This window comes from Myroides sp. C1519 (genome assembly GCF_038039755.1).
GTDB lineage: Bacteria > Bacteroidota > Bacteroidia > Flavobacteriales > Flavobacteriaceae > Flavobacterium > Flavobacterium phaeum_A.
Window position 1 is genome coordinate 18,101 of the sequence record NZ_JBBPHM010000015.1, and the last position, 23,212, is coordinate 41,312.

At 33.3% G+C, this 23,212-nt stretch carries 22 protein-coding genes; 13 read left to right on the forward strand and 9 right to left on the reverse strand.

Annotation, left to right across the window (positions count from 1 at the left end):
• The first annotated feature begins 78 nt into the window (after positions 1-78).
• Complete coding sequence (amaB, locus tag AABL81_RS09535) at positions 79-1,626, forward strand: L-piperidine-6-carboxylate dehydrogenase (RefSeq protein ID WP_158209823.1); 1,548 nt, start codon at positions 79-81, stop codon at positions 1,624-1,626.
• A gap of 69 nt (positions 1,627-1,695) precedes the next feature.
• Here the strand turns inward: amaB and AABL81_RS09540 are convergent, their stop codons facing one another.
• Genes AABL81_RS09540 through AABL81_RS09550 form a run of 3 tightly spaced genes read right to left on the reverse strand, consistent with a single transcriptional unit; the run spans position 1,696 to position 4,173 of the window.
• Entirely contained in the window at positions 1,696-2,253 is a 558-nt protein-coding gene (locus tag AABL81_RS09540; RefSeq protein WP_158209822.1) for a DUF3575 domain-containing protein, read from the reverse strand.
• A gap of 38 nt (positions 2,254-2,291) precedes the next feature.
• Positions 2,292-3,032: a metallophosphoesterase family protein gene (locus AABL81_RS09545; protein WP_158211326.1), complete on the reverse strand. Its 741-nt coding sequence runs from the start codon at positions 3,030-3,032 to the stop codon at positions 2,292-2,294.
• Entirely contained in the window at positions 3,025-4,173 is a 1,149-nt protein-coding gene (locus tag AABL81_RS09550) for a DUF5929 domain-containing protein (RefSeq protein ID WP_158209821.1), read from the reverse strand. Before AABL81_RS09550 ends, AABL81_RS09545 begins: the two co-directional genes overlap by 8 nt.
• Positions 4,174-4,347: 174 nt before the next feature.
• Here AABL81_RS09550 and AABL81_RS09555 point away from each other — a divergent pair, with 174 nt between their 5' ends.
• From AABL81_RS09555 to AABL81_RS09590, 8 genes are all read left to right on the forward strand, one after another.
• Positions 4,348-5,352: an AAA family ATPase gene (locus AABL81_RS09555; protein ID WP_158209820.1), complete on the forward strand. Its 1,005-nt coding sequence runs from the start codon at positions 4,348-4,350 to the stop codon at positions 5,350-5,352.
• An 86-nt stretch (positions 5,353-5,438) separates the two neighbouring features.
• Positions 5,439-6,302: a DUF58 domain-containing protein gene (locus AABL81_RS09560; RefSeq protein WP_158209819.1), complete on the forward strand. Its 864-nt coding sequence runs from the start codon at positions 5,439-5,441 to the stop codon at positions 6,300-6,302.
• 10 nt (positions 6,303-6,312) lie between these two features.
• A complete protein-coding gene (locus AABL81_RS09565) occupies positions 6,313-7,935 on the forward strand; it encodes a hypothetical protein (protein WP_341340896.1) in 1,623 nt (540 codons plus the stop codon).
• On the forward strand, positions 7,935-8,939 hold the full coding sequence (locus AABL81_RS09570) for a vWA domain-containing protein (RefSeq protein WP_158209817.1): 1,005 nt from the start codon (positions 7,935-7,937) through the stop codon (positions 8,937-8,939). The genes AABL81_RS09565 and AABL81_RS09570 overlap by 1 nt, the downstream gene beginning before the upstream one ends.
• A gap of 6 nt (positions 8,940-8,945) precedes the next feature.
• Positions 8,946-9,974 carry a VWA domain-containing protein gene (locus tag AABL81_RS09575; RefSeq protein ID WP_341340897.1) on the forward strand — a complete coding sequence of 343 codons (1,029 nt, stop codon included), beginning with the start codon at positions 8,946-8,948 and terminating at the stop codon, positions 9,972-9,974.
• Between the two features lie 24 nt (positions 9,975-9,998).
• A complete protein-coding gene (locus tag AABL81_RS09580; protein ID WP_341340898.1) occupies positions 9,999-10,904 on the forward strand; it encodes a tetratricopeptide repeat protein in 906 nt (301 codons plus the stop codon).
• Positions 10,905-10,910: 6 nt separating this feature from the next.
• A complete protein-coding gene (locus AABL81_RS09585) occupies positions 10,911-12,671 on the forward strand; it encodes a BatD family protein (protein WP_341340899.1) in 1,761 nt (586 codons plus the stop codon).
• A gap of 6 nt (positions 12,672-12,677) precedes the next feature.
• Positions 12,678-13,436: a tetratricopeptide repeat protein gene (locus tag AABL81_RS09590; protein WP_341340900.1), complete on the forward strand. Its 759-nt coding sequence runs from the start codon at positions 12,678-12,680 to the stop codon at positions 13,434-13,436.
• Here the strand turns inward: AABL81_RS09590 and AABL81_RS09595 are convergent.
• Positions 13,433-13,975, reverse strand: a complete 543-nt coding sequence (locus AABL81_RS09595; protein WP_341340901.1) for a CvpA family protein — start codon at positions 13,973-13,975, stop codon at positions 13,433-13,435. The genes AABL81_RS09590 and AABL81_RS09595 overlap by 4 nt on opposite strands.
• A gap of 191 nt (positions 13,976-14,166) precedes the next feature.
• Between AABL81_RS09595 and AABL81_RS09600 the strand changes: the two genes are divergently transcribed.
• From AABL81_RS09600 to AABL81_RS09615, 4 genes are all read left to right on the forward strand, one after another.
• Positions 14,167-14,523 carry a hypothetical protein gene (locus AABL81_RS09600; RefSeq protein WP_341340902.1) on the forward strand — a complete coding sequence of 119 codons (357 nt, stop codon included), beginning with the start codon at positions 14,167-14,169 and terminating at the stop codon, positions 14,521-14,523.
• An 86-nt stretch (positions 14,524-14,609) separates the two neighbouring features.
• The gene (pheS, locus tag AABL81_RS09605; protein WP_090404750.1) at positions 14,610-15,626 is read left to right on the forward strand and encodes a phenylalanine--tRNA ligase subunit alpha; all 1,017 of its coding nucleotides are present in this window, start codon (positions 14,610-14,612) and stop codon (positions 15,624-15,626) included.
• 244 nt (positions 15,627-15,870) lie between these two features.
• The gene (locus tag AABL81_RS09610; protein ID WP_158209810.1) at positions 15,871-16,431 is read left to right on the forward strand and encodes a c-type heme family protein; all 561 of its coding nucleotides are present in this window, start codon (positions 15,871-15,873) and stop codon (positions 16,429-16,431) included.
• A gap of 165 nt (positions 16,432-16,596) precedes the next feature.
• The gene (locus tag AABL81_RS09615) at positions 16,597-17,649 is read left to right on the forward strand and encodes a ferredoxin--NADP reductase (RefSeq protein ID WP_158209809.1); all 1,053 of its coding nucleotides are present in this window, start codon (positions 16,597-16,599) and stop codon (positions 17,647-17,649) included.
• A gap of 184 nt (positions 17,650-17,833) precedes the next feature.
• Here the strand turns inward: AABL81_RS09615 and argH are convergent, their stop codons facing one another.
• Genes argH through AABL81_RS09640 form a run of 5 tightly spaced genes read right to left on the reverse strand, consistent with a single transcriptional unit; the run spans position 17,834 to position 23,200 of the window.
• Positions 17,834-19,165, reverse strand: coding sequence for an argininosuccinate lyase (gene argH / locus AABL81_RS09620; RefSeq protein ID WP_341340903.1), 1,332 nt, complete (start codon positions 19,163-19,165; stop codon positions 17,834-17,836).
• Between the two features lies 1 nt (position 19,166).
• Entirely contained in the window at positions 19,167-20,228 is a 1,062-nt protein-coding gene (locus AABL81_RS09625) for a M20 family metallo-hydrolase (protein ID WP_341340904.1), read from the reverse strand.
• 37 nt (positions 20,229-20,265) lie between these two features.
• A complete protein-coding gene (gene argB, locus AABL81_RS09630; RefSeq protein WP_341340905.1) occupies positions 20,266-21,045 on the reverse strand; it encodes an acetylglutamate kinase in 780 nt (259 codons plus the stop codon).
• Positions 21,046-21,048: 3 nt separating this feature from the next.
• Positions 21,049-22,047, reverse strand: coding sequence for an acetylornithine carbamoyltransferase (locus AABL81_RS09635; RefSeq protein WP_341340906.1), 999 nt, complete (start codon positions 22,045-22,047; stop codon positions 21,049-21,051).
• A 13-nt stretch (positions 22,048-22,060) separates the two neighbouring features.
• Complete coding sequence (locus AABL81_RS09640) at positions 22,061-23,200, reverse strand: aspartate aminotransferase family protein (protein ID WP_341340907.1); 1,140 nt, start codon at positions 23,198-23,200, stop codon at positions 22,061-22,063.
• Between the last annotated feature and the right edge of the window lie 12 nt (positions 23,201-23,212).

Genomic DNA, 23,212 nt, shown 5'->3' on the forward strand with positions numbered 1-23,212 from the left:
TAGGTGTTTACATTAAATACTGTGTTTTTTTTTTATATTAGCATTATATCAACCATATAAAAACTATAAACTAAAAAAATGAGTACAGTAACTAACCAAATCGACATTTCAGAAGTTCTGAAAATGTTAGGTTTAAAAGAAGTAAACGAAGGGTCTTCTACAGGTTCAACATCCTTTTCAAATGGAAAAGTTCTTGAATCTTATTCACCTGTAGACGGCAAACTAATTGGAAAAGTAAAAGCGTCAACAGCAGAGGACTACGAAAAAGTTATGCAAACTGCTCAAGCGGCGTATAAAGATTGGAAACTTGTTCCAGCTCCTAAAAGAGGAGATATTGTACGTCAAATCGGACAAGAACTACGCAATAAAAAAGAATACTTAGGAAAGCTTGTTTCCTATGAAATGGGTAAAAGCTTACAAGAAGGACTTGGAGAAGTTCAAGAAATGATTGACATCTGTGACTTTGCAGTAGGTTTATCACGTCAATTATACGGCTTAACAATGCATTCAGAGCGACCAATGCACAGAATGTATGAGCAGTGGCACCCAATCGGAATCGTTGGAATTATCTCTGCATTCAACTTCCCAGTTGCTGTATGGAGTTGGAACACGATGATTGCTTGGGTTTGTGGAGACGTTTGTATCTGGAAACCGAGTTCAAAAACGCCTCTTTGTGGTGTAGCTTGCCAAAACATTATCTCAGAAGTATTCAAGTTAAACAACATTCCAGAAGGAGTTTCAAACTTAGTTATAGGTAACGAGTGTGGAGACTTAATCAACAATGATCCTCGCATTCCATTAGTATCATTTACAGGTTCTACACGTATCGGAAGACACGTATCAAAAACTGTAGCAGAACGCTTTGGAAATACTATTCTTGAATTAGGAGGAAACAATGCGATTATTGTATCAGAACACGCAGATATAAATATGGTTTTAGTAGGAGCTGTATTTGGAGCTGTAGGAACAGCAGGACAACGTTGTACATCTACAAGACGTTTAATCATACACGAAAGCGTTTACGACAAAACACTTGACGTACTTCAAAAAGCTTATGCTCAATTAAAAATTGGTAATCCATTAGACGCTACTAACCACGTAGGTCCTCTAATTGATAAAGGAGCAGTAAAAGACTACTTGGATGCAATTGAAAAAGCAAAACAAGAAGGAGGTAAAATAATCGTTGAAGGCGGTGTATTAGAAGGTTCAGGATATGAAAGCGGTTGTTATGTAAAACCGTGTATTATTGAAGGAAAAAACAGCTTTGAAATTATACAAGCAGAAACATTTGCTCCTATTCTATATGTTATGAAATATTCAACAATAGAAGAAGCAATTGATATGCAAAACAATGTTCCACAAGGACTATCCTCATCAATCTTCACTACCAATATGAGAGAAATGGAACTATTTTTATCACACGCAGGTTCAGATTGTGGTATTGCCAATGTGAATATTGGAACCTCAGGAGCAGAAATTGGAGGAGCATTTGGAGGAGAAAAAGAAACTGGTGGAGGTCGTGAGTCAGGATCAGATGCTTGGAAAGCATATATGAGAAGACAAACAAATACGATCAACTACGGAACAGACTTACCATTAGCTCAAGGAATTAAATTTGACTTCTAAACAGAAGAAATCATACAAAAAAAGGGATGCTTACATAAGCATCCCTTTTTCTATATATTAAAATTCTAATTAGAATCTATATCCGATATTTACACCAGCATTAACTTCAATTGCACTGAAACGGTCGTTTACTTCACTACTAAAGTTACGAGCGATGTCAACAAATGGGTGAATTGTGAAAGAATCACCTAAAGCCCATTTATAACCAACTCCTACACCAAAGATAAAGCTATTCATATCTACTTTATCTAACTCAACTTGGTTAGAAACATCATTAAATCTATCTTCTTCGAAATTACCAAAACGATATTTCATAAAAGGAGACACAACATATCCACTTCCATTAGCATCAGATTTTCCTCCAAAATAGTAGTTATAGTTTACTAAAATACTGTTTGTCTTAAACTTTTGGTTTCTACTGCTTTTCTCTGCGTGGTAAGAAAAACGGTCATTAATATTGAAGTTAGCTCCAATAGATTGATTGTGATCAATAAAATGTTCGTATCCTAATTCAACAGAAGCCATAACCAACGTGTTTAACACATTCACTTTAACCTCATTAACTGCTTGAGCTTTAACCCCAAGAGTTCCTCCTATTAATAATAGCGCTAAAAATAATTTTCTCATAACTCAATAAATTTTTGGCAAATATAACAAATCAATCATTATTTATGATTCCTACCTTCCTCATTTGGATAAAAATCTGCAACTATATCACTCTGCCAATACTCTTTAGAGTCAATATCCATTACAGTTATCCTCCCCATAAAGGCAGCACCAGTATCAATATTCCAAACATTCATAAAATTTGTAGGCTTTGTAAATCCGAAATTCGTAACAGGAGTATGCCCAATAAATATCTCTTTATATTGTTTAAGTCGTTTAGGATACAAAACACTGTCAGGTTTAATTGAAGAGTCCATTGCCATCACCATCTCCCACAATGTTCTGTCCCAATACAAATACTCTCTAAAGAACTCTGCACCAACACCTCTTGGATTTGTAAAACCCGCGTGAACAAATAAACGATTATGTTCATCTAAATAATAATTTTCTAACCCTTTAAAAAAAGTAATATGTCTTTGAAGCTGTTCCTCCTCCATATTATCACTCGAGTACGATTTCATTGAAGCAAGGCCTCCGTGATATTCCCACATTGAATTTTCCTCTTTAGTCGTTAGCCAATCTAACAAAAGTGTTTCGTGATTTCCCCTTAAAAAAACACAATTATTGGTATTCTTTAAAGCCAATAAATATTCTACAACTTTCTCTGATTCACTCCACCCATCCACATAATCACCTAAAAAAATCAAAGTATCTTTTGATGAAATGTTAGCCTTATCTAAAACCTGCAGTAATGCTTTATATCCACCGTGAATATCTCCTATAACTAAAACTCTACTCATCTTGATCTGTTTCATATTTAAGTTTTCGTAAGATACGCATAACTTCCTTAAAGGCTATGAACAACTGAGGATCTGATGACTGTTTTAAATAATCTTTAACTTCAATCAACTCATCTTTTGCCCTTGTAAACCCATTAAGATAACAAAGCATCATATTAAAACAAAGCTTACTAAGAATACGCTCTTCTTTTGGTGTCAATTTTAAGTCGTTAGTAATTTTATAAATCACCCTCAAGCTATTACCATAAATATGTCCAAGAATATTTCTGTTATAAGAAGGCGGTTGGAACAACAATCTATTTCCTATTGCGTACGTACCATTTTCTTGAAAAGAAATGGAAACTTCTTCAAAGCGATAATAACTTGTTTTATCATTTAGCCCTAAGTTTAGGTATTCGGTTATGATGAATTCATTATCGTTATAGACAATCGTTACAACATCCAAATCAGAATAAAAAAGTTTTAAATGTTCATTGACAAACTCAATATCTACACGAGAAAAGAAAACTTGGCCTCTAATTACTTTTTTATTTCCAGCCCAACAAATAATAAACTGCTCCTTAAAAACATTATAACGAGGTTTCATATCTCGATGTGTATCCGTCATAAATGTAATAACACTATCCAAAATACTCTTCAGATCATTTTGAGAACTCGCTTCAATACTATTTACAATTTCCCTATTACAACCTTTTGGAATAACAACATCCGGCACAGATGTACTACCAATACGAACATAATAAGTTTCCGCTTCAATTTCACCAATATTTCTTTTAAAACTTGTAATATCTTCATTAGCCTGAACCGTAACCAAACCAACTACTTTATCCTTTGGCAAATCAGAAAAAGTAACATTATCATATGTAATAATCGGAGGATTATTTAAATACGCATTAATTAAATTTTGAATTTTACTATCATCATAGAAGTCAACACCGACAATTTCATTATCTTCATCCTCGATTCCAACTACTAAATAAGAGTTGTTATCCGGGTTAGAATTAGATAAGGCACAGATATGCTTCAAGAATTTTGCTTTTCCTGATTTAGTATGTAAATTGAGTTGCCTTTTCTTATCGTAAAAGCTATTCTCATCGTAATGAGCAAGTAGATTTTTAATGAGTAAACGCTTATTAATCACGACTTTTGGGTTTTGTTCTTAAAATTATAAAAAGAAACTCATAATTCAAGCCCAATATTCAAATTTGTAATTTAGATTTAACCATACATTAACAACCTGGTTGATAATATTTTTAGAATTTGCAGTTATTATTATAAAAGAGCATTATTTTAGATAAAAAACACAAACATACACATGGACACAACAGGATCAAACTATGATATCCGCGAGTTAAATGAACTTATAGAAAGAGAAAGCGCGTTTATCGATATTCTAACGATGGAGATGAATAAAGTAATTGTGGGACAAAAACACATGATAGATCGTCTTCTAATTGGATTATTAGGACAAGGACACATATTACTTGAGGGAGTACCTGGATTAGCGAAAACTTTAGCCATTAATACATTAGCTAAAGCTGTTCATGGATCGTTTAACCGTATCCAATTTACCCCAGATTTACTACCTGCAGATGTTATTGGTACAATGATCTATAATGTAAAGGAGAATGACTTCTCTATTCGCAAGGGGCCTATTTTTGCTAACTTTATTTTAGCGGATGAGATAAACCGTGCTCCAGCAAAAGTACAATCAGCGCTACTTGAAGCAATGCAAGAAAAGCAAGTAACAATTAGCGATGATACATTCAAATTAGACAAACCATTCTTGGTAATGGCAACACAAAACCCTGTTGAGCAAGAAGGAACATATCCTTTACCAGAAGCTCAAATGGACCGTTTTATGCTTAAAACAGTGATTGACTATCCTAAGATGGAAGACGAACGCCTTGTAATTCGTCAAAACCTTGCAGGAGAAAAACCACAAGTTAACCCTGTCATTACAATTGATCAAATTAAACGAGCTCAAGAAGCAGTTAAAAAAGTATATATGGATGAAAAAATTGAGAAATACATTCTTGATATCATCTTTGCTACTCGTTATCCTGAGCAATATAAATTAGACAAATTAAAACCATTAATTAGCTTTGGAGCATCTCCACGTGGAAGTATCAACTTAGCATTAGCTGCTAAATGTTATGCATTTATCAAGAGAAGAGGATATGTAATTCCAGAAGACGTTAGAGCTGTGGTAATTGATGTACTACGTCACCGTATTGGAGTAACATACGAGGCTGAAGCAGAAAACATTACTTCTGTTGATATTATTAATCAAATTGTTAATGAGATAGAAGTGCCATAATAGCATTCTAAATAACGAAATATTGAAAACCTATTTATAGTCTTATAAATAGGTTTTCCAATTAACTAAATTTGAAAGGTAAAGTCATGGATACCAAAGACATTTTAAAGAAGGTCAAAAAAATAGAAATAAAGACCAAGCGATTAAGCGATCACATATTTTCGGGAGAATACCATACTTCTTTTAAAGGAAGAGGAATGACTTTTTCTGAGGTTCGCCAATATCAATTTGGAGATGATATACGTGCAATTGATTGGAACGTTACAGCACGTTATAATGAACCTTACATAAAAGTTTTTGAAGAAGAAAGAGAACTTACTTTAATGCTAATGGTAGACGTTAGCGGATCTGAAAGTTTTGGTTCTTCCGATCAATTTAAAGAAGATATAATAACTGAAATAGCAGCTACTTTAGCCTTTTCAGCTACACAAAATAACGACAAAATTGGTTTAATCCTCTTTTCTGATCAAATTGAATTATTTGTTCCTCCGAAAAAAGGTAAGACACACGTTTTACGTATCATTAGAGAACTGATCAATTTTAAGCCAAAAAGTCAAAAAACAGACTTAGGGCAAGCTTTAGAATACCTTTCAAAGGTTTTAAAAAAGAAAGCTATAGTATTTGTACTTTCAGACTTTATCACACCAAATTATGAACATACACTTAAAATTTCTGCTAAAAAACACGACATAACGGGAATTAGAGTTTATGACAAAAGAGAAAAAGAACTTCCAAATGTTGGTTTAATTAATGTTTTTGATGCAGAAACACATCAAGAACAAATAATTAATACATCAGATAGTACGTTGAGAAAAGAATACACTACTTACTTTTTAAAACAAGAAGGAATTTTTAATAAAGTCTTCCAAAAATGCGGAGCCGGAACTATCAACATCGAAGTAGGTGATAGTTATGTTAAAAAATTATTAGGGTACTTCAAATCAAGATAACTTAAGAGAAATGAAATCTAATTTTCTATATACAATCGCCTTTTTGCTTTTATCAGCACTAACTTCATTGGCACAAACGCCAATTGAAACTATTGTAGATACAAACAATATCAAGATAGGAGATACTTTTTTGTACACAATAAAAGCACATACAAAACAAGGTGCACATATTACCTTTCCTGAAACAAACGAAATTGGTCGTTTTGATGTTGTAGAAACATTTCCAACAGATACAATCATTGATAACGATACACAAGAACTAATAAAAAAATATCATTTAACTATGTTTGATGAAGGAGCATTTACTGTTCCTCAGCTACCAATTATCGTAGATGCACAAGTATTTCACACAGATTCAATTCAAATGCAAGTACAAGGAGTTGAAGTAGATACTATCAAACAACCCTTATATGATATTAAAAACATTTCAACAGAAGGAGCTTCCTTTTCTACAAACTGGTATTACATTGTTTTCTTACTTGTTTCTATTCTAATAGGTTTTGCAATGTATTTGTACATCAAAAAACGACAAGAAAGAAATCAAACAGAAGACGATAAGTATAAAACACCTTTTGAAAAAGCAGTTAAGAAGTTAAAGAAACTTGAAGAGAAGAAAAACTGGAACCGAGGAGATGCAAAGCCATACTATTCAGATATGACTAACATTGCTCGTGCCTTTATAGAGGACACTTTTGGTATTTCTGCGAAAGAGCTTACAACATTTGAAATTATAACTATTTTAAAGGCTACTTTAAACGAGAAAAAGATCAAGATAAAACCAGAGATAATTAAGGATTTAAAGCGAATTCTTGAAACAGCCGATTTAGTAAAATTTGCTAAGTCTCAACCTGATGAAGGACAAATCACAGCCGATACAAGTAAAATACAACAAGTTGTAGATGATATTAACACGGCTTATCCTATTTCTGCTGCAACTCAAACAGAACGCATCCGTTTGAGAGAAGAGCGCAAATTAAAGAAACAACGTTTTCGTATTTGGGTTCCTATTTCGACTTCAATCGTTCTGATGTTACTATGTGGAATAGTATATATTGTAAACACATCATCAGAAGAAGAATATACTTGGTTTACATTTGACAACTCTAAAAAACTATTAGGTAAAGAGTGGATTACAAGTACATACGGAACTGATCCAGGAATAACAGTTAGTACTCCGAAAGTATTAATTAGAAAAAATGAACCTATAATACAAGAAACAAAACCAGAAGGAGTAGAATCTATTCAACAATTCAAATTTGAAACATTAGAAGATCCTTTACACATTGTTTTAAACAATATAATAACAACTAAGGAATATAAGTACACTGATAAAGAGCTTATAACGTATGCTATTACAGCAATGACTCAAAATAATAAAATTGATGATTTACAATATAAAGAAGAAGGTTTTGAGAATGCTAATGGAGTCATAGGAAATAAAATAATAGGAGATTTTATCTTTGAAAATCCAGATAATAATAAAGAAGAAAAAATAGCATTTGAAGGAGTATTAACACAACACGGTGCCAATAAAGATATACTATGGGTATTCTATTTAGCAGAAGATACTATAGCACCACAAATTGTTAATCGAATCTTTGACTCAATACTTTATAAACAAGAGCAGAAATAATGATGAAGAATATAACATTTGCAAATCCAGAGTTTTTTTGGCTTTTCTTACTGTTGCCAATTGCTTTGTTTGTATGGTATAAAAACAGAAAAAAACAACGTGCAACAATCAAACTAAGTTCTATAGACAGCGTTATTGGTCATAGTTCACTATTAGTTAAATTACTACCAATTTCCATTGTATTAAGAACACTTGCACTATCTGCGATTATTGTAGCCATGGCCAGACCACAAATCGTAAATGTAGATAGTAAAGTACATTCTACTCACGGTATAGACATAGTAATGGCTATGGACGTTTCAGGTAGTATGCTTGCAAAAGACCTAAAACCAAATCGATTAGAAGCACTAAAAACAGTAGCAGCAAACTTTGTTGAACAACGTGTAACAGACCGCATTGGGCTTGTTATTTACGCAGCAGAAGGTTATACCAAAACACCTGTTACCAGTGATAAAATACTTATTCTAAACGATATGAAATCAATTAAGTACAATAATGACTTAAGAGATGGTACTGCGATTGGAGTAGGATTAGCAACAGCTATAAATAGATTGAAAGATAGTCCTGCTAAAAGTAAAATCATCATTTTATTGACAGATGGTGTTAACAATACAGGAACAGTTGATCCAAAAATGGCTGCTGAAATTGCGAAAGAGTATAACATTAAAACTTATACTATTGGTATTGGTACTAATGGTTTAGCAGAATCACCAGTAGGCATAAAACCAAATGGAGAAATAGTTTACGAAAAAGTACCTGTTGAAATCGATGAACAGCTAATGAAGGAGATTGCTAAAATAACAGGAGGAAAATACTTTAGAGCAACAGATACGAAGAAGTTAACAGCTATTTACGAAGAGATTAATCAATTAGAAAAAACGAAAATAGACGAACAAAAGTTTGTTAACTCTGATGATAAGTTCCACTTATTAGCATTATTAGCATTTGTGTTATTAGCGTTAGATTTTATTTTACAAAAAACACTTTTCAGAGGATTTATTTAATAGATTATGTGGGAGTTAGACAATAAAAAATATCTTTTCTTATTAATAGTAGTCGCAATATTAGTCATTCTATTTATTGCTGATATAATATGGAAAAAAAAGAGACAAGGCTTATTTGCAACATCAAAAGCAATGAGAGTTTTGGCTCCAAATCGTTCAAAGAATAAAACAATAATTAAAGCCAGCATTTACTTAGTAGCATTAACCGCTATTGTATTTGCCTTAGTTAATCCTAAAATCGGAACAAAAGTTGTCACTGTAAAAAGACAGGGAATTGATATTGTCTTTACACTTGACGTATCTAAAAGTATGCTTGCCCAAGATATGGCTCCGGATAGAATGGCCAAAATGAAACAACTTGTTTCACAAATTATCAATAACCTTGGACCAGACAGAATAGGTATTGTTGGTTATGCAGGGAGTGCTTTTCCTATGCTGCCAATTACTACAGACCATTATGTTGCAAAAATGTACTTACAGTCGATGAACACGGATATGGTATCATCACAAGGAACCGCCTTTGAAGATGCTATTTACGTAGCAAGTAACTACTTTGACAATCCGCAAACAAGTAAGGTTATGATCCTTATTTCTGATGGAGAAGACCACGGAGAAGAAATGGATGGAGCAATTTCAATTGCAAAGCAAAAAGGTATTAAAATCATTACAATTGGTGTAGGTACAGAAAATGGAGGTCCAATTCCAATTCGTACAGCCAAAGGAGTTGAATATAAAAGAGATTGGGACAATGAAATTGTAACAACAAAGTTAAACCCTGCAACCCTTAAACACATTGCAGATGCAACTGGAGGAAAGTACTTCTATGGCTCTAACACCCAAGAGATAGTAGATTTAATCAAAAATGAATTAAATAAAATAGAAAAAACAGACTTTGAATCACAACAGATTGCAGAATTTCAAGCGCAATACCAATGGTTTTTAGGTTTAGCTTTTTTACTAATTTTTATTGACCTATTCATCTTAGAGAGAAAGACACTGTGGATGAAGAAGCTAAATCTTTTCAACGAAAAGTAATAGAATACCTTAAGAAATTAGACAATGAAGAATTTACTTTACACCGCTATATTTTGTTTGTTTACTTTATTCTCTTTTGCTCAATCAGCAGGAAGAGCCTTAAATAAAGGAAATGAAGGTTACGAACAAAAACACTACACACAGGCAGAAGCAGCTTATAGAATTGCGAAATCTAAAAACCCAAAATCTACTGCAGATTATAATATGGGTAATACACTATATAAACAAAACTATACGAAAGAAGCAATCACTGCCCTAACAAGAGCAACACAAACAGCAACTACAAAAGCTGAAAAACATAGAGCTTTTCACAACCTTGGTAATGTTTATATGAAAAATAAAAACTACCAAGAAGCAGAAAAAGCTTACAAAAGCGCTTTATTAAACAATCCTAAAGATGACGAAACACGTTACAACTATGCTGTAGCTAAAAAACTAAACGAAGAAAATCCTCAGCAAAACGACGATAATAAAGACGATCAAAATAAGGATAACAAAGACAATAAGAACGACCAGAATAAGGATAACAAAGACAATAAAGACGATCAGAACAAGGATAATAAAGACAACAAAGACGATCAAAATAAGGATAACAAAGACAATAAGGACGATCAGAATAAGGATAATAAAGACAATAAGGACGATCAAAATAAGGATAACAAAGACTATAAGGACGACCAAAATAAGGATAACAAAGACAATAAGGACGACCAAAACAAGGATAACAAAGACGATAAGAACGACCAAAACAAGGATAACAAACCACAAAATAATCCACAAGCTCCAAGTAGAGATCAAATTGATCGTATCTTAGACGCAATGAATCAAAAAGAAAAAGATATTCAACAGCGTTTGATTAACAAAGGTAAAAAAGGTGATAAAGGAGAAGGTCAAGCAGTACCTGCTGGACAAAGAAAAAAAGACTGGTAAATAACAATGAAAACACTGCGTAACTTCATATTAATAATATGCTTTATAAGCACACAAGCTATTTTTGCACAAATTACTTTTGACGCAAAAGTAAGTAGAGAAAGCGTGCCTTTAAACGAAAATGTTCGTGTTGACTTTTCAATGAATAAAGATGGAGACAACTTTACTCCTCCCCGATTTGATGGATTTACAGTAGTTGGAGGTCCGAACCAATCTGTTAGCTACGCTTGGACTAATGGTCAAAAATCATTCAACAAAACATACTCATACTTTCTACAACCAACACGTAAAGGAAAGTTAACAATACAAGGAGCCAGTATTGAGATTGATGGACAAGTTTACAAGACAAAAGCAGTAACTATTACTGTAGGAGATGCTGTTGCAAAGCAAGATCCAAGACAGCAAATTAATCAAGTGCAACAACAGTCGATAGACAATATACATTTGGTAGCGGAAGTAACAAATAGCAAACCGTATATCAACGAACCTATTACAATTACATACAAACTATATTTCAACACTTCTATTGGAGGTTATATGGGTAAACAAATCCCAACCTACGAGAAGTTTTGGGTTCACAATATCAATTTAGATGGCCGTCCTGAAGTAAAACAAGGGAAATTTAAAGGAGAGAACTATCACTATATTGTTTTAAAACAAGACGTGTTAATGGCACAAGAGGAAGGTGCCTTATCTATAGATCCTTTAATTTTAAACATTCAAGCAGAAGTACCTACTGGAAGACGAGATTTCTTTGGTTTTCCAGAATACGGATATATTGAAAAAGAGTTTTCAACAAATAAAGTAACGATCAATGCTAAAGCCTTACCTGAAGCCGGAAAGCCAGAAAACTTCTCAGGAGGTGTTGGAACATTTGACTTTAAAGTTACCCCTACTAAAACAGATTTAAAAGCAGGAGAACAACTGAAACTAACTGTTGAAGTGTCTGGAAAAGGGAACTTAAACCTGTTAACTATGCCACAGCCTAAAGCACATTCGGCTTTAGAAATTTACGATCCTGTTTATGCAGAAAAAATAAATTCAGGTATCTATGGTATGCAAGGTAAAAGAAGTAATGAATATATTATCATTCCTCAATATAAGGGAGAGTACAATATTGAACCAATGGAATTCTCTTATTTTGATTTAGGCACAAAGAAGTACAAGACAATCAATACAGATAGCCTTGTTATAAATGTATTAGAAGGTCCTACCTTACCAACTAACAAAGACGCTGTCGGTACAGATATTGTGAATACAGATGAATTATTTCAACCTTTTAAAACAAAAGCTAGTTTCGTAGAACCTTATCAAACAAAATATTGGAATACAAACCTATTCTATATACTTACGCTTATTCCGTTCATCGCCATTCCTTTCTTTATTTTTGGAATTAATAGACAAAGAGCAATTAGTGGTGATACAGAAGGACTACGATTGAAAAACAACAATCGTTTAGCAAAGAAATATCTTAGCGAAGCGAAAAAGAACCTTAACAATAAAGAGTTATTCTACGAAGCATTAGAACGTTGTTTACACAACTTCCTAAAAGCTAAATTGAACATTGAAACAAGTGAAATGAGCAATGAAAATATCGAAGAGATATTAGTAGAAAAACAAATAGATACAGATGCAATCTCTGAGTTTATGAATTTAAAAAATGCTTGTGAGTGGGCACGATACACTCCAACCAACCAAGTAAACATCACAAACGATTATGAGAAAGCAATTCAAGCAATTAGTAAATTAGAAAAACAATTCAAATAGAGAAAAATGAAGCATATTATCACTTTCGTATTATTTGTATTGAGCACCATTTCTTGGGGGCAAAAAGCTAATTGGAATGAAAAATTTGACAAAGCAAATGAGCTAATTCTAAAAGAAAAGTTCCAAGAGGCGATCGCCATCTTCCAAGATTTAGAGAAGCAAAACAATACATCTCCTGAATTACTTTTTAATTTAGGAAATGCTTTTTATCGTACAAACGATAATGTCAATGCTGTTTATTACTATGAAAAAGCGTTGAAACTAACACCTAATGATAAAAGCATTGAAACTAATTTAGGTTATGCACGCAAGAATTTAATAGATGATATTACAATTGTAAAAGAGTATGACAATCAAGATATCTTACATCAAACACTTGGAAAACTAACTCCTGATCAATGGTCAATCTTGGCAACAATCTTAGCTTTTACAATCTTAATTGCTTTTATTGTTTACTACCTCAATGAGAAGAGTTCAATTAAAAGAATAAGTTTTGTTTGGATTGTAGTTGCCTTATTAAGTTTAGGAGCATCAATTTATGCTGCTAAATTTGAAGAAGTCTATAGAGGTAAAGAAGAAACAGGTATAATCTTTTCGCAAGAAACGAACTTAAAAGAAGAAGCCAAAAACACTTCTAAAACCTTAAAAGAACTCCATTCAGGAACAAAGGTTTACATCTTAGAGCACAATGCTCTTTGGATTAAAGTTCGATTAGACAATCAAGAGATAGGGTGGATCGAAAAATCTACTATTAAAAATATTTAAACAGATTCAGAAGGCGTAGTTGTATGTAATACTTCTACGCTTTTTTCAAATAATGTCTTAATCAATTGGAAGAAACTTGGTAAGATAGAATCTGAAACAACTAAATATACTTGATAACTATAAGATGCCTCTAATGTTTCTTTCTCTACTACTTGAAAAATATCATTCATCTGATCAAAAAACGAAAGTAACATACTTCCCACCAATACAACAACTAAAACTTGAAACAAGGCTCCAAAAAAGCGATTAAACATTCCTAAGAATACAGCATCAAAAAACTTAGTTACCATATTAGCTAAGAACTTAGCAATTAAAATTGCAAAGAAAAAAGTTAGTACAAATGCTATTACAGGCAGAAAAGAAGTTTGCCACCCAAATGAATCAAAAAGGAATTCTTTAACTACGTTTGAAAATTTTAATGCACCAATAGCTCCAATAAATATTGCTAAAAAGGCTACAACAGATACAAAAAAACCATCTTTTATTCCTTTATACAAAGCAAATACAAGTGCAATTAAAGCGATAACATCTAAAAACATAGTTTACTAATTTTTTACAGTGCGAAGATATTACAAATCTGACTAATATGAATAACGATATTTCATCAGTTGCCCTTAACAAGTTTAGATCAAGTCTTTTCTTAACCTCATCACTCACTCCATCGCAAAGGATATTAATTTCCACTCTACAATGCGGATAAATACTATCTTTGTGTACTATAGCAAAATATATGGCAAGAGACGAACAATTAAAAACCAGATGGGAAACCTTGGTTACAAAAATATCAGATCGCTTTGGTGATGGAGAAACTCTCGACTTAGAAGCAATTATTTACCTAATTGGCGTACAAGAAAGAGGGAAAATCAAAAAGAAATATAAAAAAGACGACAAAATAAATTTAATGCACATTGCTATTTGTCGTTTATTAGAACCTTATGGTTATTACGAATTTGATCATTTTGATGAAGATGGGTGGCCACATTACATTGTAAAAGAACATTTACCAGCTTTAAAAGCAGGAGAACAAAGCGTTCTAATGAAAGAAGCAATCGTAAATTATTTTTTAGAAAGTGGCTTTATTAGCTAAAACTAACAAGAAATATAAAAATATTAGCAGTATTAAATTTTATGTCTAATTGAAAAGCAGTAAATTTGCACTTTACTTTACTTAAAATGATAGATAAAATAAAAGAGTATATCGGTGAAGCGGAACAGTTTACTACCGATAATAAAGAGACGCTTGAAGCATTTAGAATTAAATTCCTTTCTAAAAAAGGAATCTTAAACGATTTATTTGCTCACTTCAAAACAGTTCCAAATGACCAAAAGAAAGAGTTTGGACAAGCTATCAATGCACTGAAAAACACTATTGAAAATAAAGTAAAATCAATTCAAGAAACTTTAGATTCTAAAGATGTTCAAGGTCTTTATGGAGATTTAACTCGTCCAGGTTACCCATTAGAAATAGGTTCAAGACACCCTATCTCATTGGTAAAAAATCAAATTGTTGATATTTTCAACTCTATTGGTTTCAACATTTCAGAAGGTCCAGAAATTGAAGATGACTGGCATAACTTCGAAGCATTGAATTTCCCTGAGTATCACCCAGCGAGAGATATGCAAGATACTTTCTTCGTGCAAACAAATCCAGAGCATTTATTACGTACGCATACGTCATCAGTTCAGGTTCGTTATATGGAGAAAAACACACCTCCTTTGAGAACAATCTCTCCAGGACGTGTATTTAGAAACGAAGCTATCTCTTCACGTTCTCACTGTATCTTCCACCAAGTAGAAGGATTATACATTGATAAAGATGTATCTTTTGCAGATTTAAAACAAACTTTGTTATACTTCACAAAAGAGATGTTTGGTAAATCTAAAATTCGTTTACGTCCATCTTACTTCCCATTTACTGAGCCAAGTGCTGAAGTAGATATCTATTGGGGATTAAAAACAGAAACTGACTACCGTATTACAAAAGGTACAGGATGGTTAGAAATCATGGGATGTGGAATGGTAGATCCTAATGTATTGAAAAACTGTAACATTGATCCAAACGAATACAGCGGTTTCGCTTTTGGTATGGGTATTGAGCGTATTGCAATGTTATTATATCAAATCGGAGATATCCGTATGTTCTATGAAAACGATATCCGTTTCTTAGAGCAATTTAAAACAAGCTTCTAAATAGAAATATTTATATATAAAGCCGACTTCAGAAAATGGAGTCGGCTTTTTTAATTTATACTATACTTATACCTCTCATTACTTTACTCCCAAAAAAACACTTTCTCATAGAGGAAAACTACTATTAATCACTTAAACACTTTTATTTACTATTTACTTTAAATTTTTAAGAAATGTAACCTAAGTTACTTAAAAAGAAATGTCAAGTATTTAATTTTGAGATACTAACTAAAAATTGAAGAAAATGAAAAAGGTTCTTTTGTTGTCTTTCGCAATCATCTCATTGGTTTCTTGTGGCGACAAACAAAAAACATCCGTTGACTTAGAAACATTAAAAGTACAAGGAGACTCTATAACAGTAGTTACTCAAAAAGCTTTAATGTCAAATGTTTCTAATGCAATTAAAAAAGGAGGCACTACTTATGGAGTTGAGTTTTGTAACACAAAAGCATTAGTACTGACTGATTCTCTTTCAAAAAAATACGAAGCAACAATTCAGCGCATTACTGATAAAAACAGAAACGCAGATAATGAGTTAACCTCAGCAAATGACAAAGCTCTTTTTAGTGCATTTAAGGAGAATACTCAACTACAAGATAGTCTTATCGCAGAAAATGGTAAACACATCTATTATAAGCGTATAAACCTTGGAATGGAGACTTGCTTGAAGTGTCATGGAACACCAGACTCAAATATCGACACAGAGACCTATTTGAAGATAAAAGAACATTACCCTCTTGACAAAGCAGTAGGGTATAATCTAAAAGAACTTAGAGGAATGTGGAAAATTACATTTGATAAATAACAAAACCATATTTAATGCTATTTAAAATAATAAACTAATTTTTAGTTATAAGCTTTCTTTTATTCGCTAAACTTCTAAATACTATAAAATTGAGTCAAAGGATACAATAAAGTTTAATAAAGTCAATCGGTTTTGTATTTTTGTTTGATTCAAACAAAACTAACTATGTCAAAATTCAACCTATTAACTGTAAAAGAAGTTCATAAAGAAACTCCTAATGCAGTTTCAATTGTGTTTGATATTCCTGCTGATTTAAAAGACAACTATGACTATATCGCAGGTCAATACTTAAACATCAAACATAAACACGAAGGAAAAGAGATAAGAAGAGCATATTCTATTTGTTCATCACCTACAAGTAATGAAATTAGAGTTGCTGTTAAGAAAGTAGAACACGGTGTATTCTCTACTTATGCAAATGAAGTTTTAAAAGCAGGAGACCAATTAGAAGTAGAAACACCTGAAGGAAGATTTACTTTTGAACCAACTGCTAACGCTTCTAACAATTATGCTGCATTTGCTGCAGGAAGTGGGATTACTCCAGTAATGGCAATTCTTAAATCAGTTTTAGAGCAAGAAGTAAATAGTAAATTTGTATTAGTTTACGGAAACAAAAATATAGAAGAAACAATCTTCCACAAAGAACTACACTTGTTACAAGAACAATACCCAGAACGTTTATTTGTGCATTTTGTTTACTCAAGAGTGCGTGAAGAGAACTCTATCTTTGGCCGTATTGATAAAGCAGCTATCAACTTTGTAGTAAACAACAAACATAAAGAAAAAGAGTTTGATCGTTTCTTCTTATGTGGACCAGAAGATATGATTAATACAGTTACTACTACTTTAGTAGAACGCGGTATTGATAAAGAGAAAATATCAAATGAAATTTTCACACCAAATACAGATGGTGTTGACCCAATTGAAGCAGAAGGAGGTTCTACAAGAGTAACTGTTCTTGTAGATGATGATGAGACTACATTTGAAATGCCTAAAAGTGAAGTATTGCTAAATGCTATTTTAAAAGAAGGTATTGATGCACCATACTCTTGCCAAGGAGGTATTTGTAGCTCTTGTATGTGTAAGATTGTTAAAGGATCTGCTGTAATGAAAAAGAATAGCATCCTTACAGATGATGAAATTGCAGATGGATATATTTTATCATGTCAAGCACTTGTTACTTCTGATGAGATTTACGTTGACTATGACGATATGTAATAGATATAAAGCCTTTTCTTAATTGAAAGGGCTTTTCTTTTTTATAACACTGTTCTTCTATACTTACCTATTGGCATAAAAAAACTGCACAAGATTAAACTCTTGCACAGCTGCTAAAATAATTATGGAAATATATAAACACGAAGGACTCTTCCACCGCGTGGAAAAGTCCTTCTTTCGTCTATCACAACACTAAACTTACTAGTTTTTCATTTACTTGGTCAAAGCCAAAGCCACTATATACATAGTCAAACTCTGCTTTGATTGCCTCGTTCATCAAGTTACCTATACTTCCTTCATGCGTATGATTCACCTCTTTCGAAGGTTTATACGTTCCTTCCTCAATAGAAAGACCGATTTGTTTATACGCTTCTCTAAATGGCATTCCTTGAAGCACGCTTTCATTCACAACCTCTACACTAAATAAATAGTCATATTTAGGGTCATTTAATATCTCTTTATTGATTTCAATGTTATCTAACATTAAATTCAATATATCTAAACACTCTTTTAAAGACGTAAATGCTGGGAATAAGTTTTCCTTCAATAATTGCAAATCTCTGTGGTAACCAGAAGGCAAATTAGTAGTCATTAAGGCTATTTCATTTGGCAAGGCTTGAATCTTATTACAACGAGAACGTATTAGCTCTAATACATCTGGATTCTTCTTATGCGGCATAATACTTGAGCCTGTCGTTAAATGATCTGGAAATTTTATAAAACCGAAGTTCTGATTCATAAACAAACAACCATCCATTGCAAACTTTGCCAATGTCGCTGCAATTGCACTTAATCCTTGTGCAAGGATACGCTCTGTCTTTCCTCTACCCATTTGAGCATATACTACATTGTGGTTCATACTACCAAACCCTAATAAGTCCGTTGTCATTTGTCTGTTTAAAGGAAAAGAAGAACCATAACCCGCTGCAGAACCTAATGGGTTTTTATTTGTAACCTTCCAAGCAGCTAACATCAACTCTAAGTCATCTACTAAGCTTTCTGCATACGAACCAAACCATAATCCAAAAGAAGACGGCATTGCTATTTGTAAATGCGTATATCCAGGCATTAATACCTCTTTATGCTGATTGCTTAACTCTTGTAGTTTTTCAAAAACGATTTTTGTCTTTTCAACTACTTCTTCTATTTCATAACGGAAATACAATTTTAAGTCTACTAAAACCTGGTCATTTCTTGAACGACCAGAATGTATCTTTTTACCAGCATCACCGATTCTTCTTGTCAGTAGCAACTCTACTTGAGAGTGAATATCTTCTACATCATCTTCAATCTGAAAATCTCCTACTAATATTTCTTTATAAATCTGTTTTAACTCCTTTTGAATAATAACTAATTCATCAGAAGTCAATAATCCGATACTTTCCAACATTTGTGTATGCGCCAATGAACCTAATACGTCAAAAGCCGCCAAGTTCATATCTAATACTCTATCTTGTCCTACTGTAAATGTATCTACCGATTGATTAACAGTAGTATTCTTTTGCCATAATTTCATCTTAATACACAATTTTAGTTAACATATCTATGTACAATTCGATTCCCTCTTTTATCTCCTGTACATATACAAACTCATCTGCTGTATGTGAACGGGCAGAATCTCCAGGTCCGCATTTCAATGAAGGAATACTCAACAAAGCTTGATCACTTGTCGTAGGCGAACCATACGTTTCTCTTCCTAAAGATATACCTGCTTTCACAATCGGATGATCTTTAGCTATTGACGAAGGTTTTAAACGTGTAGAACGTGCCTTTACTTCGCAAGTAACATTTTGTTTTATAATCTCTAATACCTCTTCATTTGTATAAGCATCAGTAACACGGATATCAACTACAAAATCACAAGTAGAAGGAACTACATTGTGTTGTGTACCTGCATTTATCATTGTTACACTCATCTTAATAGGTCCAAACTCTTCCGATACTTTAGGGAATTGAAACGTGTTGAACCATTCAATATCTTTTATTGCTTTAAAAATAGCATTATCCCCCTCGTTACGAGCAGCATGACCAGAGCGTCCATGTGCTATACAATCTAACACCATCAACCCTCTTTCCGCTACTGCTAAGTGCATTTGCGTTGGTTCTCCCACAATAGCAAACTCCAACTCTCCTAACTTAGGAATAACAAACTCCAAACCATTCTGACCAGATATTTCTTCTTCCGCTGTAGCAGCCAAACAGAAGTTATATTTCAGTCCTTCCTTCTCATAGAAGTACAGAAAAGTAGCGATTAGAGAAACTAAACAACCTCCTGCATCATTACTTCCTAATCCAAATAACTTTCCATCGATTATCTCTGCCTTAAAAGGATCTCTTGTATAATCCTTATTCGGCTTTACCGTATCATGGTGAGAGTTTAATAATATCGTTGGTTTACTCGGGTCGTAATACTTGTTGAAAGCCCATACATTAAACAATTCTCTGTGTATTTCAACGCCATTTTTCTCAAGAAACTGAGCAATAAGTTCCGATGTCAAGTGTTCCTCTTTACTAAAAGAAGGAGAAGCAATCATCTGCTCCAATAAATATATAGCTTGTGTTGTTAAGTCGTTTTTCATTTCAATGTAATATCATTTTATTCAAAGCATCGTTCAATTACAGTTGAATTGTAGTTCCTGCTTGTTCGTTTAATAAGTGTTCTGCTTTCTTAATACACACTTTCTTTACATTTTGATCTATAGCAGCTAATGCATTTTCTATTTTAGGCAACATACCATCTGCTATAATTCCGGCATTTTTAAGTTGATTGAAGCTCTCTCTATTTATAGTAGAGATAACTGAGTTTTCATTGTTAATGTCTTGCAATACACCACTGCGCTCAAAGCAATAAACTAAGCTCACTTCATAGTGAGAAGCAAGAGCTACTGCTAAGTTAGATGCATTTGTATCTGCATTTGTATTTAATAGCTGACCTTCCTTATCAGCCGTAATTGCAGAGAAAACAGGACAAAGTCCAATCTCTATCAATTGTTTGATTCGAGGTGTATTTACATCCTTTGGTGTAAAATCTCCTACAAACCCATAGTCTATTGGTTTGACTGAACGTTTATGACTGGTGATTACCTGTGCATCTGCCCCAGAAAAACCCATTGCATCACATCCTCTACGTTGAAGTTGTGCTACAATCTGTTTATTTATCAATCCTGCGTAAACCATTACAGCTATAGGTAACATCGCATCATCAGTTACACGACGCCCATTGACCATTTGCGTTTCAATACCCAATTGGTTAGCCATACGAGTAGCTAATTTCCCTCCCCCATGTACCAAGACCTTAGGTCCTTGAATCTGAGCATAGGTATCTAAAAAAGCAGTTAATGCCTCTTCGTTATCTACAATATTACCTCCTATTTTTATTACTGTAAGGCTTTGCATAATCTATTGGTTTTTTAGCATTTCTTTTAAAACAGCTTGTGCCGCCCAAACTCTATTCCCTGCTTCTTGTATTACAATTGCGTGGTCACTATCTAATACTTCTGAAGAGATTACTAAATCACGACGAACAGGTAAGCAGTGCATTACTTTCGCGTTATTAGTTGGTTTTAACTTATCTAATGTCAACATCCAAGAAGAATCAGTACAAGTAATCTGCCCATAGCTTTCATAGCTTGACCAGTTTTTTACATACACGAAATCAGCATCTACTAAAGCTTCATCTTGATTTGTCGTTATAGTTGCTCCATTTGTGAATTCCTCATTTAAAGCATAACCTTCTGGATGAGTAACCACAAAATCAACCAATCCTTCTTCCTGTGCTTTGCACATCCACTCAGCAAAAGAATTAGGTACTGCTTGTGGAAGTGCTCTTACGTGAGGAGCCCAAGACAAGACTACTTTAGGTTTCTTTCCTTGTGGAATATACTGTGCTTTTGCTTGGTCAAACTGATAGTCGCTATGCTCTATAATTGTAATCAAATCTGTAAAACTCTGTAAGGGATGTCTTGTAGCGCTTTCTAAACTCACTACTGGTTTTCCACAATACTTAGAAAATTTGCTAAACAAGTCTTCACTATAATCTTCTACTGCATCTTTTAACCCAGGAAAAGAACGCAACCCAAGGATATCACAATATTCTCCCATTACTGCAGCAGCTTCTTTTATGTGTTCTGCTGTATTTCCATCCATGACAACTCCGTCTTTAGTTTCTAACGCCCAACCATCAGATGTCATATTCATCACCATAACATTCATCCCGAGGTTCATTGCTGCCTTTTGAGTACTCATTCTGGTACGCAGACTTGGGTTTAAAAACACCAAACCAATTGTTTTATGTTTCCCCAAAGCTTCATCTGCGAATGGGTTTTGCTTACTTTCTAAAGCACTTTTAGCAGCTAAAGAAAGTGACGGAATATCTTTTACGGAAAAAAACTGTTTCATTGTAATTGTAATTTTAGAATTGTTGTAATCTGTTGTTGAATTTTTCTAAGAATAAATCTGCATCTGCTTTTGTCAGATTTAACGCAGGCAACAACCGAATTACGTTAGGACTTGCAGTCCCTGTAAAGATGTGATCTTTAAACAATAGTTCTTTTCTTACATCTTTTAACTCAGGTGCAAGGTCTATACCAATCATAAGTCCTTTACCTCTTACTTCCTGAATTTTATTATTTCCCTTCAATTCACTCATTAAATAGTCTCCTATAATTTTAGCGTTTTGAAGTAAGTTATCTTGTTTAATTACATCAAGAACAGCAATTGCAGCAGCACACGCTAAGTGATTTCCTCCAAAAGTAGTTCCCAACTGTCCGTGCCATGGTTTAAACTCAGGACTAATTGCCAAAGCTCCAATAGGAAAACCATTCCCCATTCCTTTAGCCATTGTATAAATATCTGCCTCCACTCCACCATCATTCACAGCGTAGAAAGACCCTGTACGACCATATCCACATTGCACTTCATCTGCTATAAATACTGCATTATATTGCGACGTAAGACTTCTGATTTTTGCTAAGAAACTATCCGTTGCTACTTGGATTCCTCCAACTCCTTGTATTCCTTCAATGATTACAGCTGTAACTTCTGATCCATAAGTAGCAAATGCTTGTTCTAAAGCCGACTCATCATTAAAAGGCAAGAAGACAATATTGTCCGTTTCGTTAACAGGAGCAACTATTTTCGGATTATCAGTAGCTGTAACAGCTAATGATGTTCTTCCGTGAAAAGCTTTAGAGAAAGCAATTACTTTCTTTTTGCCATTGTAGAAAGATGCCAATTTCAATGCGTTTTCATTTGCTTCAGCTCCAGAATTACACAAAAACAATTGATAATCATTTAAACCTGATACTTCACCTAATAATCCAGCTAAGTGCTGTTGTTGTGGTATCTCAATTGAATTGGAATAAAAACCAATATTATCTAATTGGTTTTTGATACTTGCAACATAATGTGGGTTTGTATGTCCAATAGATATTACAGCATGTCCTCCATATAGATCTAAATACTGTTGACCTGTTTTATCGTACACATAACTCCCATTACCTTTGACAATTTCAATAGGATTTAAAGGATATACATCATATAATTTCATCATAATAATCTCTTT